This window comes from Sulfidibacter corallicola, from assembly GCF_017498545.1.
Lineage (GTDB): Bacteria > Acidobacteriota > Holophagae > Acanthopleuribacterales > Acanthopleuribacteraceae > Sulfidibacter > Sulfidibacter corallicola.
Map to the genome: position 1 here is coordinate 5,009,159 of NZ_CP071793.1, position 18,735 is coordinate 5,027,893.

At 59.1% G+C, this 18,735-nt stretch carries 14 protein-coding genes; 4 read left to right on the forward strand and 10 right to left on the reverse strand.

Annotation, left to right across the window (positions count from 1 at the left end; genetic code table 11):
• Nucleotides 1-3: 3 nt before the first annotated feature.
• Nucleotides 4-732 carry a porin family protein gene (locus J3U87_RS14980; protein ID WP_237383860.1) on the reverse strand — a complete coding sequence of 243 codons (729 nt, stop codon included), beginning with the start codon at nt 730-732 and terminating at the stop codon, nt 4-6.
• An 811-nt stretch (nt 733-1,543) separates the two neighbouring features.
• Between J3U87_RS14980 and J3U87_RS14985 the strand changes: the two genes are divergently transcribed.
• Nucleotides 1,544-2,296, forward strand: coding sequence for a competence/damage-inducible protein A (locus tag J3U87_RS14985; protein ID WP_237383861.1), 753 nt, complete (start codon nt 1,544-1,546; stop codon nt 2,294-2,296).
• A gap of 215 nt (nt 2,297-2,511) precedes the next feature.
• Here J3U87_RS14985 and J3U87_RS14990 read toward each other — a convergent pair whose 3' ends face one another.
• The 7 genes from J3U87_RS14990 to J3U87_RS15020 all read right to left on the reverse strand — a co-directional run bounded on the left by J3U87_RS14990 (nt 2,512) and on the right by J3U87_RS15020 (nt 9,423).
• The gene (locus tag J3U87_RS14990) at nt 2,512-2,724 is read right to left on the reverse strand and encodes a hypothetical protein (RefSeq protein WP_237383862.1); all 213 of its coding nucleotides are present in this window, start codon (nt 2,722-2,724) and stop codon (nt 2,512-2,514) included.
• 44 nt (nt 2,725-2,768) lie between these two features.
• The gene (locus J3U87_RS14995) at nt 2,769-2,996 is read right to left on the reverse strand and encodes a twin-arginine translocase TatA/TatE family subunit (protein WP_237383863.1); all 228 of its coding nucleotides are present in this window, start codon (nt 2,994-2,996) and stop codon (nt 2,769-2,771) included.
• Nucleotides 2,997-3,070: 74 nt separating this feature from the next.
• Complete coding sequence (nth, locus tag J3U87_RS15000) at nt 3,071-3,688, reverse strand: endonuclease III (protein WP_237383864.1); 618 nt, start codon at nt 3,686-3,688, stop codon at nt 3,071-3,073.
• Nucleotides 3,689-3,733: 45 nt separating this feature from the next.
• Nucleotides 3,734-5,155 (reverse strand): amidohydrolase family protein, encoded by a 1,422-nt coding sequence (locus J3U87_RS15005; RefSeq protein WP_237383865.1) that lies wholly within the window; start codon nt 5,153-5,155, stop codon nt 3,734-3,736.
• 7 nt (nt 5,156-5,162) lie between these two features.
• Nucleotides 5,163-5,624, reverse strand: a complete 462-nt coding sequence (gene smpB, locus J3U87_RS15010) for an SsrA-binding protein SmpB (protein WP_237383866.1) — start codon at nt 5,622-5,624, stop codon at nt 5,163-5,165.
• A gap of 333 nt (nt 5,625-5,957) precedes the next feature.
• Entirely contained in the window at nt 5,958-8,306 is a 2,349-nt protein-coding gene (gene lon / locus J3U87_RS15015) for an endopeptidase La (RefSeq protein ID WP_237383867.1), read from the reverse strand.
• A 184-nt stretch (nt 8,307-8,490) separates the two neighbouring features.
• The gene (locus tag J3U87_RS15020; protein WP_237383868.1) at nt 8,491-9,423 is read right to left on the reverse strand and encodes a GGDEF domain-containing protein; all 933 of its coding nucleotides are present in this window, start codon (nt 9,421-9,423) and stop codon (nt 8,491-8,493) included.
• 475 nt (nt 9,424-9,898) lie between these two features.
• Between J3U87_RS15020 and J3U87_RS15025 the strand changes: the two genes are divergently transcribed.
• Nucleotides 9,899-10,690, forward strand: coding sequence for an undecaprenyl-diphosphate phosphatase (locus J3U87_RS15025; protein WP_237383869.1), 792 nt, complete (start codon nt 9,899-9,901; stop codon nt 10,688-10,690).
• An 885-nt stretch (nt 10,691-11,575) separates the two neighbouring features.
• Here J3U87_RS15025 and pyrC read toward each other — a convergent pair.
• A complete protein-coding gene (gene pyrC, locus J3U87_RS15030) occupies nt 11,576-12,580 on the reverse strand; it encodes a dihydroorotase (RefSeq protein ID WP_237383870.1) in 1,005 nt (334 codons plus the stop codon).
• A 303-nt stretch (nt 12,581-12,883) separates the two neighbouring features.
• On the opposite strand from pyrC, the gene J3U87_RS15035 reads away from it, so the two are divergent.
• Together J3U87_RS15035 and J3U87_RS15040 are read left to right on the forward strand one after the other, a co-directional pair.
• Entirely contained in the window at nt 12,884-15,751 is a 2,868-nt protein-coding gene (locus J3U87_RS15035; protein WP_237383871.1) for a DEAD/DEAH box helicase, read from the forward strand.
• The gene (locus tag J3U87_RS15040) at nt 15,748-16,887 is read left to right on the forward strand and encodes a CaiB/BaiF CoA transferase family protein (protein ID WP_237383872.1); all 1,140 of its coding nucleotides are present in this window, start codon (nt 15,748-15,750) and stop codon (nt 16,885-16,887) included. The genes J3U87_RS15035 and J3U87_RS15040 overlap by 4 nt, the downstream gene beginning before the upstream one ends.
• A gap of 835 nt (nt 16,888-17,722) precedes the next feature.
• Here J3U87_RS15040 and gshB read toward each other — a convergent pair.
• On the reverse strand, nt 17,723-18,673 hold the full coding sequence (gene gshB / locus J3U87_RS15045; protein WP_237383873.1) for a glutathione synthase: 951 nt from the start codon (nt 18,671-18,673) through the stop codon (nt 17,723-17,725).
• Nucleotides 18,674-18,735 lie beyond the last annotated feature (62 nt).

The following is an 18,735-nucleotide window of genomic DNA, read 5'->3' on the forward strand; positions in this document are numbered from 1 at the left end:
CTCCTAAAATCGGTAGCCCACGCTGAGCACCAGGTTTCTCAAAAAATCGTCCGTCGCGTTCTGTTCCAGGTTGACGAACAGAGCACCTCTGCGCCAGGTGACGCCGAGCCCACCGTAATAGGTATCTTCCTCGTGGCGCAGGATCGCACCATCCACTTCCACATCGAGGCGGGTTTCGATATCGTTCACACCGAGAAAACCGTAGTATTCGAAATCCTTCCAGATGCGCCCCACGCTGAGGTCGACTCCCTGGTTCTGGAAATCGAAGAGATCGGTGACGTCCGGTTCGGTCACCGGCCCTTCCACATCCCCGTCGCTGTAGCTGGCACGCAGGGCGAAGTGGGTTTTGGCCAATGTGAAGCGGTAGCCCAGTTCCAGGGAGATGAATTCGGCCTCGTAATCTTGGAATTCGATTCCCGGCGCATAGGCGGCACCGAGGTGCAGGCCCGAGGCCAGCAAATAGCGGCCGCGAAACTTGGGCACCAGGTTGGGGGGATCGATCGGTTCGTCCTTGCGACCGACTCGCGTGTCGATGCTGGGTTGCGGGTATAGGTCCAGCACCAGTTCGAGGGCGCGCTTATCGGGTTTGGTGGGCGCACCGGCGGGTCGGAAATCCAGCAAATAGGCGTTGATGGCCTGAAGCCGGCCCGATTGTTCCTGGAAGGTGGTGTCTCCCCAGGCGAGGGCGGGAAGGCTGAACAAAAGGACGATGATGAAACGGAACCCGGTCATGGGTAAAACCTCCTCCCGAAACGCACGCACGTTTCCATGCGGCGGTGGGGGTTGTGGTTCTGAGGACAGTCGAAACGCTCCGGCGATGTAATCGAACCGCAAGGAAAAGCGAGGGTTGGGATAGAGGGAATGCGAGGCCATTGTAACCGGAAACGTGGGGCCGGGCGAGTCCCGTCCGGAAAAAAAGAACATCTTCGGGGTAAAAATGGCGATTGGTGACAAGAGGTCCAAAAAAGAAAAGGCCCCGGAAAGGGGCCTCGAGAGTTTAAGGGATGTCACCTCACATCGCGAGAGGCTTGATCAATGGAGCGATTCAACTAGCAGTCAAATGAACGAAAAAACAGTTACCCGAAACAAGAAGATGGTCCTGATGGTAACCACATCGAGTCGGCCCGAAAAGGGTTGGCTCCCGATGCGATACAGGGGGTATCATGCAATATCCAGGCCTGAAAAACGCGATGTTTCCTGGTCGCGAGACACGTTTTCAAGTGGCTTGGTTTCATGGAGTTAAACAAACCCCCCGGGGTTCCGCGAGAATTCTCCGACTTGGACACGCCCGTGCGTTGCTATAATTCCCTTTCGATTCTCATCCAGCCCCTGGCGTTGCGATCCGGGGTGTGTCGCAAGCCCGATGGCCGTGACCGACGCCCCCATTTCTCGCGGTCCGCCTCCGGACCCGCCTGCGGAATTCGGTGTTGCGCGCCTCGATCGATTCACTTCCTCGTTCCTTCCTCGGTTCTCGACACCAACCCACTGCGTCGACCTGCCCGATCCAGCCGGCGACCCAACCTGTTTTTCATCGGAGCGTCCCTTGATTTCCATTCTCATCATCGGTAACGAAATCCTTTCGGCCCAAATCGAGGAAACCAATCTCAAGCACATGCTTCGCGAACTGGCGATCGCGGGATACGCCGTAGACGAGGTTCGCATGGTGCGCGACGACCGCGAGGTGATTGCGGCCGCCATTCGCGAATTGAGTCGAAACAGTCGCTACGTGATCAGCTCCGGCGGCGTGGGTCCCACCCATGACGACGTGACCCTGGAAGCCTATGGGGAGGCGTTCGGCAGCGAACTGTACCTGCATCCGGATTTGGAAGCGGGGATTCGCAAGTACTACGGCGATCGCATCACCGCGGCGGCGCTGAGGCTGGCGCGCGTACCGCGCAACACCGAGCTGGTTTACGCGGGCAGCAGCAAGTGGCCCATCATCAAGGTGGAAAACTGCTTCGTGTTGCCGGGCCTGCCCGAGATCTTCGTGAAAAAACTGGAGGGCGTGATTCAGGTGCTGCCGTCGGTGCCGCGCCGCTACTACGCCGAGCTGCTCACTTCTGCCGAGGAAGGGGTTTTTGCCGGTGAACTGCATGCCTTCCAGGCTCAGTTTCCACAGATCGAAATCGGCTCCTATCCGCGCTTCGACCAAAGCCATCACGCGGCCAAGGTCACCCTCAAGGGGAACGACGTGGAAGCCTTGGATCGGCTGTTCAACCTGCTGACGAAGTACTTCACCCGGTCCCAGAGTCTGGTGGCCTCGAGCGCTCCGGAACCCTATCGACCCAACAATTGAGCGTCGATCCGGAAACGGAAATACACCAATTGGGAAACACCCTTGGAATACGGACGATATCCGTCAACCGGGACGTTTCGACCGGATGACAATCGCCGCCTTGCCGGACCCGGGCCGTTCGCGCGGCCATGCGCGAGACGGGTATCGGTGACGTGCGCGAAAGGCCGCGAAGTGCGAGCGAGTCGTGGCTGTCCGATACCCGGCATCGAGATCGTTCAGGTGGATTGATCGATGGGCTTGCCGAGATAGCGCCGGTAGGTTTTCTTGCCGGGGTATTTGAACTCCTCGGCAAGGTTCTCTTCCTTGCTGTGGTCGAAATCTCGATCCAGTCCAATGGCGAACCACAGGCGAAATGCCAAGCCCATGTACCAAAACGCCGCTTTGATGCGGTAGACCAACCAACCGAAAATAAACCGGACGTAGTTCAAGTTAGATTCTCCCTGAATCGCCGGGGGCTGTCAGGAGATTCCCTTTACCCCGCTTCCTCTTCTTTTTTGGGTTGTGATTCGCCGGATTCCAGGTTTTGAGGCTCTTCTTTTCCCGAGATGGCGTCTTTGAAATTGCGAATGCCCGAACCGAGGCCCGACCCCAGTTGTGGCAACTTCTTGGCCCCGAACAAAATAAAAACCAGGGCAACGATCAACGCGATTTCCCAGGGTCCGAGAAACGCTAAATGCATTGAGGGCATACGATCCTCCATACTTCAACACGTCGCTAGTGTAACACAGCCACCTGGCTGTCGCGACGTGTTCGAAACCGGATGAGGGGGGTGGCTCAGGCGATGACCGAACAGATCGGGCAGGCGTCCGGCGCATGTCCGCGGGCGGGGCAATACTCGCGCCCGAAGAAAATGATCTGAAGGTGCAGCCGGTTCCAACGATCGCGGGGGAACACCTGTTTCAGGTCCTTTTCAGTCTTGGTGACGCTCTTGCTCTGGGTCAATTTCCAGCGGTTGGCGAGTCGGTGAATGTGGGTGTCGACGGGAAAGGCCGGAACGCCGAAGGCCTGGGCCATGACGACCGAGGCGGTCTTGTGACCGACCCCCGGCAGGGCTTCGAGATCTTCGAAACTTTGGGGAACCCGGCCGCCGTGTTTGTCCAGGAGAATGTGCGACAGGTCCCAGATCGCCTGGGCCTTGCGCTCCGACAAGCCGCAGGGCCGAATGATTTCGCGAATCGCCTCGGGACTGATCCCAATCATCTTTTGCGGGGTATCCGCCTTGGCGAACAGGTGCGGCGTGACCTTGTTGACGCGCACGTCGGTGCACTGGGCCGACAACAAAACGGCGATCAGCAGCGTGTAGGGATCCTGGTGATCCAGGGGAATGGGGACTTCCGGGTAGAGTTCTTCCAGCTTGGCCATGACGAACCTGGCCCGCTCTTGCTTTCTCAAGCCAACCTTCCTGGGTGCGGCGACGAGTCAGGTGGGAAAAGATACTCAGCGCGGTGTTTCGGTGGGTAATTCCTCGGCGGTTTTTCCCGCCGACTTTTCCATGGAGCGCAGAACCGCCTGGCTCCACTGCTCGGTCTTTTGCACGCTTTCGCCCAAATCGTAATTGAGATGGCCGTTCTTGACAACCATCTTGCCCTGGATCATCAGGTGGGTCATGTGAACCTGGTTGCCCCAGCCGTACACCAACTGGTTCAGAAAACGATTGTCGTTGTAGTTGAAGTGGGGGCGGAAGCCTACATCGGAAATGCGAATCAGCATGAAATCGGCGGGCGAGCCGGGCATCAGCAGGGCCGGATTGAGATCCAGCGCGGAGGCCGCATTGGTGCTGCCGAGTTCCCAGAGCGAATTGATATCGGTCTGGGAACACAGGACGTTCATGGTCTTTTGCAGGCTGCGTTGGGAGAACTCCAGCCATTGGATCTCGGTGGGCACCGCGTACACGTTGCTCATGCCGATGGTGCTGGAAGCCACCGCGATGGGGATTTCCTCGCGAATCAGACCCAAGGTGTTGGGGAAATCGTCACCGCGGGCAAGCGAGGCCGTGGGGCAGACGATGGCCGGGTTCTCGAGCTCGCGCAGCATGCCGAATTCTTCGTCTTCCAGGTGGGTGCCGTTGATGACCACCAGGCGTTTGCTCAGAATGCCCATTTTCTGCAGGGCCCGCAGTGGCGAGGTGCCGTACTGCAGTTGGGCGTTCTCGATCTCCGTTTCGCGCTCGGCGAGGATCACGTGCAGCTTGGTGTCGTAGGTTTCGGCCAGCTCGGCGGCGGCGATGATGGCCTCCGACGAGGTGTGCTCCAAACTGTGGATGCCGGGCATGATGCGAATCAGCGGATCGTGTTTGTACTTATCCTGGAGATCCTTGAATTCCTTGAGAGAGGTGTCCAGCGGTTGAATGAAAGCCTTGGTGCTTTCCGAGGCGCCCTGGTCGAAAAAGGTGTAGACCAGGTTGACGCGCATACCGATCTCTTTGGCGATGGAAATGATCAGTTCGCCGAAATTGCCGCGCCCCGGCTCCTTGAAATAGCCGTTGTGCAGGTAGTGGAATTCGCCGATTGCGGCGACGCCGGAAAGCGCCTGCTCGGCCAGGGCGATGCGGTAGACCGCTTCGAACAATTCGGTGTCGATGGCCTGGCTGAGAGGCCATACCAACTTTTGGCGCAGCTCCTGGAAGGGTGCGTTGAAATCGAACAGGCCGCGGAAAATACGGGTGAAGCCGATGTGGTGGGGGTTGATGAATGCCGGCATGAGAATGTGGTCGGGATACTGGCGCACGCTCTTGGCGTTGGCGACCAGTTGCTCGCGTGGGCCGATCGATTGGATGACGCCCTCGTCGTCGACCATGATGCCCCAGTCTTTTTCGAAGCGGCCTTTTATGCACACTCGATCAGCGGACCAAAGTTCCATACCGTCCCTACCCCCCGCGCCTGGACTTGATCGCGGCTTGGGCTTCTCGATCCATGACTCTCTTTTTCAAGGTCTCGCGTTTGTCGTGTAATTTTTTACCGCGGGCCAAGGCCAACTCGCATTTCACGAAACCACGCTTGTTGAAATACAACTTCAAGGGAATGGCCGCCAAGCCCTTGGTCTTCAACTTGCCCATCCAGCGATTCATTTCTCGCTTGTGCATCAGTACCTTGCGCGGTCGGTCCGGGTCGTGATTGGCATAACCCCCGTTGACGTACGGTGCGATGTGAATGGACTGCAGGTAACATTCATCGCCCTTGAACCGCGCAAAGCCGTCCGTGAGGTTGGCTCGTCCCTCACGCATGGCCTTCACTTCCGAACCCTGGAGCATCAATCCTACTTCCAGCTTCTCTAATATTTCATAGTTATGTCGTGCCTTGCGATTCTCGGCAATGACCTTGATGCCCATCTTCGGAGGCGCTCCAATTTAGCCAAACTTGAGTTAAGACACTTTAGCACAAGCGTCTTGAATAAAGAATTATTTTGATGAACCTGAGCTCGAAGCCCAAAACATAGCTTAAAACCGCCCTAAGAAGCGGGTCACTACGAGGTTCGGCGAAAAGTTCTGCCGACTCGTTATGATGCCATCAGAGTGCATTTAATTCTAACGCAAGTCTCGAGAGCCAAACCAAAGAATCACGGGTATTCGGCCGAAAAATCGGGCGTCGAATACCCGATTCCCGGCGAGGATCCGGCCAGGGACCCACGTCCGGTTTCGGCGGAACGCCACCGATTCGGGAACTCAGACGAGGGCGACCTTGAAGACTTCGTCGATGTCGCTCACGGCAAAGAACTCCAGGCCCTTGCGGATGTCTTCCGGGATTTCCTGCCAATCGCTCTCGTTGAGTTTGGGAAAGAGCACGGTCTTGATTTGCGCGCGCGAGGCGGCCAGTACCTTTTCCTTCAGGCCGCCGATCGGCAGCACGTCGCCGCGCAGGGTCAGCTCGCCGGTCATGGCGACCTCGGCCCGCACTTCCCGCTGCGTCAGGCAGGAGAGCAGCGCGGTGGCCACGGTGATGCCCGCGCTGGGGCCGTCCTTGGGGGTGGCGCCCTCGGGGAAGTGGATGTGGATGTCCGACTCGGAGAAGGTCTTGGTGTCGATGCTGTATTTTTCCGCGCGGGTTCGAATCAGCGACATCGCCAGTTTGGCGCTCTCCTGCATGACTTCGCCCAATTGGCCGGTGAGCACCAGGTTGCCCTTGCCGGGCATGCGCGAGATCTCCACGAAAAGGACTTCCCCGCCGACCGAGGTCCAGGCCAGCCCGGCCACCACGCCCACCTGGTTGCGCTTGAGGCGGAAGTCGGGAAAGATCTTGATGGGTCCCAGGTACTCGGTCAGGTTGGATTTGGTGATCCGGTACAGCTTGTCCTCGCCCTCGGCCACCTTGCGTGCCACCTTGCGGCACACCTTGGCGATCAGACGTTCCAGGTTGCGCAGCCCGGCCTCGCGGGTGTAGCTGCCGATCACCCGTTGCAGCACCGGCTTGGAAAAGGCGATGCGCTTGCGGTTGAGGCCGTGTTCGCTGGTTTGCTTGGGAACCAGGTGGCGCATGGCGATCTGGACTTTCTCCTCCAGGGTGTAGCTACCCAGTTCGATGACTTCGAGCCGGTCGCGGAAGGCCGGTTGCAAGGTGTCCAGCGTGTTGGCCGTGAGGATGAACATGGCGTGGGAGAGATCGAAGGGCACACCGAGGTAGTGGTCGCGAAACGACTTGTTCTGTTCGGGATCCAGTACCTCCAGCAGCGCCGCGCTGGGGTCGCCGCGAAAATCCTGGCCGATCTTGTCCACCTCGTCGAGCATGAACACCGGGTTCATGGTACCGGCCTGGCTGATGCCCTGGATGATGCGGCCGGGCAGCGCGCCCACGTAGGTCTTGCGGTGACCGCGGATCTCGGCCTCGTCGCGCAGGCCACCGAGCGAGATGCGCACGAATTGGCGACCCAGCGCCTTGGCGATCGATTGCCCGAGCGAGGTCTTGCCCACGCCCGGCGGGCCCACGAAACACAGGATGGGCGTTTTCAGGCTGGGGTTGAGTTGGCGCACGCTGAGGAATTCGAGGATGCGTTCCTTGATCTCCTCGAGGCCGTAGTGTTCCTTGTCCAGATACCGCTTGGCGCGCTTGAGTTCCAGGTGGTCCTCGGAATACTTGCCCCACGGCAGCTCGGTCATCCAGTCGAGATAGGTGCGAATCAGGCCCGTCTCGGCCGTATCGGGCGACATGTTTTCCATGCGCCGCAACTGTTTTTCGATTTCTTCGCGGGCGTCCTCGGGCAGCTCCAGATCCTTGATCTTGGTGCGGTAATTGTTGATGTCGTCCTGAACCTCGTTGCCCTCGCCAAGTTCGGACTGAATGATCTTGAGCTGTTGGCGCAAATAGAAATCCCGTTGCGAGCGATCCATTTCACCGCGCGCCTGGGAATGGATCTGGGCCTGCATCTCCAGCAGGGCCACTTCCTTGGTGAGGATCTCGTTGACCGCCGTCAAACGCTTGAAGACGTCGAGCTCGTCGAGGATCGCCTGACCCTCCTGGGACTTGATCTCGATGTTGCTGGCCACCAGATCGGCCAGGCGGCCGGCCTGTTCCATGCCGTTGGCCATCACCAGGACTTCCGAGGAGACCGGCTTCCCGAGCGAGGCGCTGCGCTCCAACTGGGACTTGACGTTGCGCATCAGCGCTTCGATCTTCAACTTGTCTTCGTGCGGCTCGCGATCCTGCAACAACTGGATCTTGGCCTCGCGGAAGGGATCTTCCTGGGTGAAGTACTCGACCCGGCAACGGCTGATTCCCTGAACCAGGATGCGCAAGCGCCCGTCCGGCAACTTGATCATGCGCATCACGCTGGCGACGGTCCCCATCTCGAACAGGTCGGTGGTTTTCGGTGTATCCACGTTCTGATCGCGCTGGCCCAGCATCACCAGCATGCGGTGCCCGTTGAGGGCGGCCTCGACCGCCGCGACCCCCGTCTCCCGTCCGACCGAAAAGGGAAAGATGATGAAGGGGTAGAGGGTGGTGTCGCGCACCGCGACAACCGGGAGAACCTCGGGGATTTTCATGTCTTTTTCGGCTTCAACTACGGGATGACTTTTCATAGGCGAGGGGTGAGGCTCCATTGTTTTGATGCGATGGGACAAATCCGTGAGGCGACAGGCCGGGCGCGCGGCGGCTCACGCCCGGGATCGCCGTTCGTTCCGCTTCCGCGGCCACGGGTCATCGCGGCTCGTGAGGCATTAGACCATTGCCCCCGAATGGATTCAACCGAAAAGGAATCCGGGGCTAGACGACCAGGCTGGGCTGGTAGTGATTATAGTCACCGTGCAGGTAGTACCAAATGCAGTTGCGCTTGTAGTTTTTGGCCTTGTAGAGCGCCTGGTCGGCACGGTTGATGAGCGTGCGTCGGTCGCTGATGTCCTTGTGATCCAGGGTGGCCACGCCAAAACTGGCGGAAACGAAGCCCAGCGGCTGTAAATGCCCGAATTCGAACTTGTGACCCACGACTTTCTTGCGGAAGCGTTCGGTGACGCTCAAGGCGGTCGTCAACTTGGTACCCGGCAAAATGATGACGAACTCTTCGCCACCGTACCGTCCGGTCAAATCGAATTTGCGCACGGAGGATGTGAGGATCTCGGCAATTTTTTTCAGTACCCGGTCTCCGGCCGGGTGCCCGTTGGTATCGTTGTAGTTCTTGAAGTGATCGATGTCGAAAATGACCAGGGAGATCGGGTCGCCGGTCGGCGCCAGCAACTTGATTTCTTCGTCGATCTGCTGCTGGATGTAGGCGTGGTTGTACAACTGCGTGAGGCCGTCGATGATCGACGTGTTCTTCAACTTCTCCAAGCGGGCCTTGATGGTGATTTTGTCCGTCAACTGCGTCAGCACCATCAGGTTGTGAGGAGCCAGGATGTCGCTGGTCACGTAGCCGAAGCAGCTTCGCAACAACTCGGGCCGGTAACCGTCGATGTCGCGGGCCTCGGTGATCAACACCACTTCGAGGTCCTTGTTGATGGACTCCAGGCTGGTCAGTACTTCCTGCCCGTTGATGTCGGGCTCACCCAAATCGAGGAACAGCGCGGTGATCTCCTCGTTGAGGATTTTGAAGAACGCGTGTTCGGGCGTACTGGTCCTCTCGAAACTGATGTTGTTACGGGCCAGAGCGTGACGCAAGGCGGAGGTGCGTTCTTCGTTCCGGCCGACGTAAAGGAAGTTCATGCCGACTCCTCAATGCAGTTCAATGATACATCGGAAGTAAGGGGTTTTGGGTTAAGGCATTGATGGGCAATTTTCACGCGAGGAAGGAAAATAAGGCTAATTCGGAGTTGGGCTTGGGTCAAGTCCGAATTCCCGAGGCATTTGGATTCTTGTCTGGAGGGGAATGATCCGCAGCTCCTTTTTTGCGCGAGGTCGATGGATTCGATATCTCGGAACGGACCTCGAGACCGCGAGATCTCGGTTGGGCTTTGGGTTTCATCGGTTGCAGAGTCGTCGGCATCGAGCTCCCCGAAATCCTCTTGGGGTAGGTTGGCCATCCTGAGCTAGAATAGGCCATTTGACACCACCGGTCGGTGACCTTTGAGGGATTCGTCCTTTTTTCGGCAATTTGCCGCGAAGTTCGTGACCTTCACCGCACTATCTCAATGAGACCGCCGCCATGATCGCGTTGCGGCTCCTGGCTTGGGAGGCATACATGAGCCTGGGTTTAGCGATTTTTCTGGGAATTCTTCAAGGGTTGACCGAGTTTTTTCCGGTCTCTTCCTCCGGACACCTGGCCCTGTTCGGCTCTTGGTTCGGCGTTCATTCGGAAGACATGACCTTCGAGATTCTCGTGCACCTGGCAACCCTTGCCGCCATTATGGTCTATTTCCGCAAGGATTGGGTACAACTGATCAAGATCTTTTTGGGTCGGGAGCGCGGTGACTTCCCTCCCCACATCCTACCGTACCTGGTGTTTTCCATGGTTCCGGCCGGGCTGGTGGGCATTTTTCTCAAAGACCACATTCAGTGGATCAAAAACGAGACTTTTTGGGTTGGCGCCTGCCTGATCGTCACCGGGGTGACCCTGCTGTTCGGATTGCGTGTCAAGCGCGAGGGCGTGCCGATGGAAAAACTGGATTGGTTGTTGGTGGTGGCCATGGGCCTGGCCCAGGCCTGTGCCGTGCTGCCGGGCATTTCCCGTTCCGGATCCACGATCATGTGCGCCTTGTTCCTGGGCCTGCACAAGCAGGCGGCCGCGCGCTTCTCGTTCCTGATGGCGGTGCCGGTCATCGGTGGTGCCGGTGTCCTGACCCTCAAGGACCTGCTCGAGCAGGAGGGCACCCTGTCCACGGACATGCTCGCCGCCTACGGCGCGGGCTTCATGGCGGCGCTGTTCAGCGGATTCTTCGCGCTGGCGTTCATGATGCGGTTGTTGGAAGGGCGTCGTTTCTTTTATTTCGGGTTTTACTGCATTCCGTTGGGCATCCTGGCGATGACCCTCTGAGCGGGATGACCCCCTGAGCGGGAAGTTGGGTCGAAGGTTTGGCATGGTGTCTATCGGCCTGGGGTAACGCCGAAAGTGTCGCATTCGATGATCGTTGTTCGTGATCAACCGAATGCTTGAATGGTGATTGTTCGCGGCCAATCCTGGAGGGATGGCCAGCCCCATGCCGGGTCCACCATTGATAAAAACGCGGGCCAACGGCCCGCCACCAGCGGGCACCCCGGAGGGGTGACACATTACAGCGAAGGCGGTCCGGCGATCCGGTCAAGGAGGCAACGCCGACGCAACCCTGGTTGTTCGGGGTTCCCCAACTCCAGCCCTGGAGGGGCGGCTCCGCGAAGGGCCCAACGAAATTGGCGTAAATCCCGTGAAGGGACCACCGGAATTGGTGTGAACTCCGGGAAGAGCCCACCGGATTTAGCGTAAATCCCGCGAAGGGCCCAACGAAATTGGCGTAAATCCCGTGAAGGGACCACCGGAATTGGTGTGAACTCCGGGAAGAGCACCGGGAAGATGACGGGAACTCCGGGAAGGGCTTCGTAGTCCCGCCCCGTTGGGGCTGGAGTTCGAAAACTCCCAACAACCAGGGTTGCGGGGTCGTTCCGACCCCTTACCCTTCGCTGTATTGTGTCGTCCCTTCAGGACGCCTGCTGGTGGCGTGCCTGCGGCACGCGTTTTTATGTCTAGTGGTCCAAGCATACGGCTGGCCATCCCTACAGGATTGGCCGCGAACGGAGAGCATCCAAACATTGGGTTTATTCCGATCCATCGCCCAATCCGTACGGCCACTCCTCCAGTATTGGCCCGGGACGCAACACGCCCAAGCATGGGTTTGATACGGAGTTTGCTATCCCTTCAAGAACGGCCGGAAACAACGTTCGTGGATCAGCACCAGGCCAGGTCGAAGGCCAGGGTGTTGCCGGCCTGGAACGGCACGATGCCGTCGTACTGCGGCGGGACCGTGACCTGGCGCGGGATCAGTACCACTTCCTCGCGGTTGATCGGCAGTCGATAGAAATTGGCGCCGAATTGCGAGACGAACGGACCCAGACGCGGCAGCATGTCGAGCTTTTCGAAGTGGGTGGCCAGGAATTGTAAATGGTACGGGGCGTTGAAGATACCTGCGCATCCGCAGGCCGTTTCCTTGTCCTGGATCAGGTGTGGCGCGGAATCCGTGCCCGAGAAGAACGAGGGATGGCCTTCGCGCACGGCCTCGTTCAGCGCCCTGCGGTCGCCAGGCCGTTTCGCCACCGGTTTGCAGAACAGGTGCGGCTTGATGGTGGCGCCGATGACGTCGTCGAGGGTGATGTCCAGGTGGTGGTCCGTGATGGTGGCGGCCACCTGTTCGGGCATCGAACGCACCAGCTCCACCGCGGCCTGGGTCGTGATGTGTTCCAGCACGATGCGCAGCTTGGGAAAGTTCCGGTGGATGTCGACCAGGATGTCCAGGAACGCGGCCTCGGCGTCGAGCACGAAGGCCTGGGGCACTTCTCCGTGAAGCGAGAGCACCATGTCCGCGCTCTGCATCGCCTCGTAGATCGGGTACATGGCCGTGAAATCGCTGACGCCGTCCTCCGAGTTGGTGGTCACGCCCAGTGGGTACTGTTTGCCCGCGATCACGTTCAAGTTCGCAGCCTCGGCGATGTCCTCGGGCCGGGTGCTGGGTGTCAGTTTGATGGTGGTGAGAATGTCGAAATCGGCGCCCTGTTTCTGCAGATAGGAGCGGTATTCCATGGCTTCTCGACCCGTGGCGATGGCCGGGATGGTGTTGGGCATCGCCAAGACCCGGCAGGAACCTCCCTCCCGCACCGCTTTGATGGCGGGCAGGGTGCGCTCGTCGTTGCGTAAGTGAATGTGCAGGTCGTCCGCGGCAGGAATGCGAAGTTCCAATGTCTCCCCCTTCAAGTGATTCCCATCTGTTCGTCTTTATCGACGTCGATCCGCCCACCGTGAAAAAAACGTTCCGGCTCCTTCGATCGACGCCACCGTGCCACACGATCGGGGAACATCCGAGCCCGTGCGGGACGCCATGAGTTCGGGGCTTCCCCGGTTGTGAACCATGAGCGTCGAAGGGCCTGCTGCCAGATCCCGGCTGAATCAAAAATTGTAACACTGCTCCGCTGGCCCGTGCTTCTCTTATCGAGGGACGGTTGCTATGATTGCCGGTCGTGCAATGATCACCGGAGGCTCCTTTTGCAGGTCAGAACTCAGCTCGAAGTGCCGCATCCCGTCCTCATCAAAGCCAAAAGCTATGTGGAGCAGAAGTCGATTCCCTTTTTCGACTTTTTTCGCGACATGGTTTTTGGGTTTGTGGCTGTCGCGGATCGAAAAGGCTACTATCCCCATGCGATTTACTCCGACAAGGGCGAGCTGGAGACCTTCTGTAGTTGCAAGGAAGCCAAACCCGGTGAACTGTGCTCCCACGGACTGGCGTTGTTCATGCGGTCCATCAACTGGCCCAACGAGCGCATCGTCCTGACGCGGAAATTCGACAACTATCCGTTGTCTCGCTTTTTCCAGACCGTGGGTCGCAACATCTACAAGACCGATCTACTGACCTCGGGGAACCCGCGCCTGACGGTCCCCGAAGGGGTGCTGGACACGCGCATGCTGAACTATCTGGGTTTCGGCGACGGTTCCGGCAAGCAGGCCGAGCGCGATCGCGAATGCCTGGAGGACGCCAAGGAAATCGTGCGCACCTACAGCGAACTGAACATGATGTCCAACGGCTTTCCCTCGGCGCGGGTGCTGTTCGAGGAATCTTCTCTCTACCCCCTGTGTAAATTGTTGTTCCTGCTGCAGGTTCATTCGCCGTTGCAGATCCGCGTCAACCTGGCCGAGGACCACCAGGTCGCGCTCGACATCCAATTGGCCGGCGAACCACTGTTTCACTGGCTAATGCCGATCGACCTGTTCACCAAGGGCTTGCAGAAGGATCGCGAGTTCTGGGAACCCCTGATGTCGTTCGAGATTCAGTCGAATTCGGTCCAGCTCACCTATCGATGCCATTTCCTCGAAAACAACGATTTGGAAATCGAACCGATGGTGTGCCTGAGCGACGACGTCCACGTGCCGCTCCACGAGGTCCAGATCGCCAATCGGAGCCTGTGCTATCACGAGGCGATGGGTTATTTCCACACCCAAATCGGGCTGAGCCCGTTCGAAATGCAGTACTCCCAACCCGGCACCCACCTGATCTCCTATAAAAAGGTGAAGAAGTTCCTCGTCGAGCACCGCGACACCTTGGAAGGCATGGACCGCAGCCTGATGGACGATTCGCTTTTCGGCGAAGTGGTGGTCATCCAGTTCGATCGCATCATTCTGAATTTGATGAATTTCAGCGAGAACGCGTTTCGGTTCAAACTGGAAGCCCAGTTGGGCGAGCACACTTATTCGATCGCCGATCTGCTGGAGCGGTTTCAGGAGCGCGGTCGCTACATCAACATCGGCGGCAAGGTCTTCGATACGACCGGGTACGACGCGATCTACCTGAAACCGATCCTCGAGGCCGGCGTGGGTTCGGGCGTGCTGGACATGGCCTCGCTGTTCCGGTTCCTGACGTTCTTCAAGGGCCGGGTGCAGGTGGAGACCAACGAGCTGACCGCCGAGGTGTTCGAGCGGCTGCGCGATATGAGTACCTTGACACCGCCCGAGCTCGCAGACACAAATCTTTCTTTAAGGCCTTATCAAGAAACGGGATATGCCTGGCTGTACTTTTTGAGAAAACACGGGTTGGGCGGTTTGTTGTGTGATCAGATGGGTCTTGGTAAAACCCACCAGGGCATGGCGCTCCTGGCCGCGGCCGTGAAGGAGAATCCGGATGCGCGCCATCTCGTCGTCGCGCCGGCTTCGGTGTTGTTCCACTGGAAAGACAAGCTGAAGACGTTCTGTCCCGGCATCCGCGCCACCATCTACCACGGCACCGAGCGCGATGCCGACCGCGATCTCCGCAAGTATCAGGTCTTGCTCACCAGTTACGGCACCTTGCGCAACGACGCCGAGCGCTTCGCCGACCACCTTTTCGATCTGATTCTCTTCGACGAGATCCAAAACCTCAAAAACAGCTCCACCAAATCCTATCGCCAGATCACCCAATTGCGCGGTCTGTGCCGCATCGGCCTGACCGGCACGCCGATCGAGAACCAGGTGTTCGAGCTGAAAGCGTTGATGGACTTGGTGTTCCCGGGTTACATGGGCTCCAATTCGGACTTCAAACGCTATTTCGCCGATCCCATTCAGACGTTCAATAAAAAACACGCGCGCGAACGGCTCCACGACATCGTGTTCCCCTTCGTGTTGCGACGCAATAAAAAGGAAGTGCTCCAAGAGCTTCCGGAAAAGGTCGAGGACCTTCGCCTGTTGGAGTTCTCGCCCTACGAATTCGACCTCTACAAGGACGTGGCCACGCGCGGACGCAAGGCGTTGACGGGTCTGGTGGAACGCTCGCCCCAGTTCATGCACGTATTCCAATTGATCGACCAGTTGAAAAAGGTCTGCAACCATCCGGCGCTCTATTTCGGCAACACCGACTACGCCGCTTATCCCAGCACCAAATGGGATACCTTCACCGAATTGCTTCAGGAGGTGATGGACAGCGGCGAGAAGCTGGTGGTCTTCACCCAGTTCCTGGGCATGGTGGACATTTTCCGGCGCTTTCTCACCGAGCGTGGGATCGGACACGCGGTGCTCACCGGCAAGACGGCCCAGAAGAACCGCGAGACCGAACAACGACGTTTCCAGGAGGATCCGAACTGTCGCGTCTTCGTCGGCTCGATTCTCGCCGCGGGCACCGGCATCGACCTGACCGCCGGCAGCGTGCTGATCCACTACGACCGTTGGTGGAACGCCGCTCGCGAGGAGCAGGCCACCGATCGAATTCACCGCATCGGTCAGAAATCGAACGTGCAGATCTACAAATTCCGCGCCCTGGAAACGGTGGAAGATCGCATCGACGCCATCATTCAGCGCAAGCGCCTCCTGCTCGACGACCTCGTCGGCTTCGACGACGAGCAGCTCACCAAACGCCTGTCGCTCGAAGAACTGTTGGAGATTTTGGGATGATGTACCTGGAAGGTGTGCGCGTTCTGGATTTGAGTCGGATACTGGCCGGCCCCTTTTGCACGCAGAATCTGGCCGACATGGGTGCCGACGTCTTGAAGATCGAGGCCCCTGGCGGTGACGACACCCGCACCTGGGGCCCGCCGTTCCAGGGCGACATGGCGGCCTATTTTCAGAGTTGCAACCGCAACAAGTCTTCGCTGGTACTCGATTTGAAGACCGATGACGGTGCCGCGCGTCTGGCCCGATTGATCGAGGTCGCCGACGTGGTCGTCGACAATTTTCCGCCCGGCGTCCGCCGCCGGCTCGGCCTGAGCCGCAGCCGGATCGCCGAACTGAACCCGCGCGCGGTCACCATGAGCATCACCGGCTATCGCGGCGACCGGGCCCAGGAGCCGGGCTACGACATCATGATTCAGGCCGAATCCGGGATGATGGGGATCACCGGGCCCCGCGGCGATCGCGGCGGCGAGGAGGCCTTCAAGGTGGGCGTGGCCCTGGTGGATGTCCTGACCGGGCTGATGGCCGCCAACGGTATCCTGGCGGCGCTGTTTCGGCGCGAGCGAACGGGAGAGGCCGCGGCACTTTCGGTCACGCTCTACCAAACGGCCCTGATGAGCCTGATCAACGTGGCGGCCAACTACCTGGTGTCCGGCAAACCCAGTGCCCGCTGGGGCAACGAACACCCCAACATCGTGCCGTATCAATCCTTTCGCTTGAAGGATCGATCCATCATCATCGGCGCCGGAAACGACACCCAGTTCCGCCGCTTGAGCCTGTTGTTGGGCTTCGAGGAACCGGAGTGGCTGGCGCGTTCCAACGCCGACCGCGTCGCCCACCGCGAAGAGGTCATCGGTCGACTGAGTGCCGTGTTGGCCGATTGGGAGAGCGAACGGCTCATGGCCCTGTTGAAACGCGAAAAAATTCCCCACGCACCGATTTTGCGGCCCGACGAGGCCCTGAGCCAGGTCTCCACCTGGGATCCCAGCGCGTTGCTTGCGTTGGATCACGCCGAGTTGGGTACCGTTCGCCTGCCCGCTCCCGCTTTGGAAGGTACGGGCATGCGCACCGCACACCAGGCACCGCCGCGTCTCGGCGAGGGCGGTGAAGCGATGGCGGCCCGCTGGCTCGAGCCCTGACCGGAAGCCCCCGCGCAGTTCCCGTTCATCCGTAAGCGGTACCAGGCCTGTAGGTGGAGCAGGGGCGGTAAGCCTGCCAGTTCGACCAATCGAAGCAACGTTACAAACTATAGTGAGTTACGTTGAGGAGCGAAGCACACCCAGGTCGCCCCAGGCGTTCATCGGAGACGTTGGTTCATTTCGGAGAGGGGCGTCGTGCCAGGTAGGTACATAGCGGCGATAAGCGCGCCGGATGAACATTTCGAAGTGATTCAGCCCATCTCACCATGCGGGGAGGATGAATGTTGCAGCTTGGTTGGCTCGCAGCGAGGGAATTTCTCGGCTTCGCTCCTTCGCCTATCTGGTTGAGGTTTCATAGGTTGCTTCGACGAGTCGGCCCAGCGGGCCAACCTACAGGCTTGACGCCCCTCTCGAGATGCGGGGAATTTGGACTTTGCGGCTTTGGATTGGGGTCGTGAGGGAAATGATCGGCTTCGCTATTTGGCGCAATTGATTGCTGTAGCTTGGGTTGCTTCGACGAGTCGGCCCAGCGGGCCAACCTACAGGCCTTACGCCCCTCTCGAGATGCGGGGAATTTGGACTTTGCGGCTTTGGATTGGGGTCGTGAGGGAAATGATCGGCTTCGCTATTTGGCGCAATTGATTGCTGTAGCTTGGGTTGCTTCGACGCGTCGGCCCAGCGGGCCAACCTACAGGCCTTACGCCCACCTCACGATGCGGGGACCATGAACTTTGCGGCTTCGTTGGTGCGGCCCGAGGGAAATGATCGGCTTCGCTCATCGGCATTTCGATCGCCTGATTCCTGGAACCCGTGCCCATCCCGGATGGGTACGACCCTACCGGCATTCGGCTTCGATGGCTGCCACGATGTCGTGGTGGAACGGCTTCTCGCTGAATCGACACAGCTCTTGAAGCCCCGTCGGGCTGGTGACGTTGATTTCGATCAGCTCGTCACCCAGGATGTCGATCCCCGCGAACAAAATGCCTTGCTCCTTCAGGTGCGGCTCGATCGCGTTGCAAATGTCGTATTCGCGCTCCGTCATCTCCCAGGGATGCGGCGTGCCGCCGGCGTCCATGTTGTTCAGCTCCTTGCCCTCCGGATGGAGGCGCAGGATGGCCCCCAGCGGTTTGCCGTTCAACAGCAGGATGCGCTTGTCGCCGTCTTTGGCACTGGGGACGTATTGCTGGGCGATGACGCGGTGCGAACCTGCGTGGGTCGCCATCAGCAGGAGTTGATCGAGATTGGGATCGTCGGCCTTGACGAAGAGGATGCCGCGACCGCCGTGTCCGTCGATCGGCTTGAGGGTGACCCGGCCTTCCGATGCGTGAATGTAGTCGTGCAATCGTTGGGTGTCCTGGGTGATCAGCGAGCCTGGCGTGAAGGCGCCGAAAAACAGGGCCGACAGCTTTTCGTTCCAGTTGCGCAGACCTTGGGGACGGTTGATGACGCGGGTGGACGGCGGCAGCAGGTCCAGCAGCAGGGTCGTGTAGAAGTAGCGCCGATCGAAGGGCGGGTCGGTTCGGATCAGGACCGCATCCATGGTGTCCATGGCGCAATCGAGGGCGGGCCGGCGCGTGAACGGCTGGTCGTGATTCTCGTGGACGTCCACCTCGATCACGTTGGCGTGAAGCTGGTTGTCGCGAACGTAGAGATCGTTCTGCTCCAGGAAAAAGACGCGGTGGCCCCGCTGCCGGGCCGCCAGCATGATGAAGTAGGTGGTGTCCTTGTATGCCTTGACGGTTTCCAGGGGATCCATGATGAAGGCGATGTTCAAGCTTTGATTCACGGCGAATTCCTCGCTTCCTTGAGGTGTGGTGATGCGACGCGGGGGAGACGCCACGCGCCGCG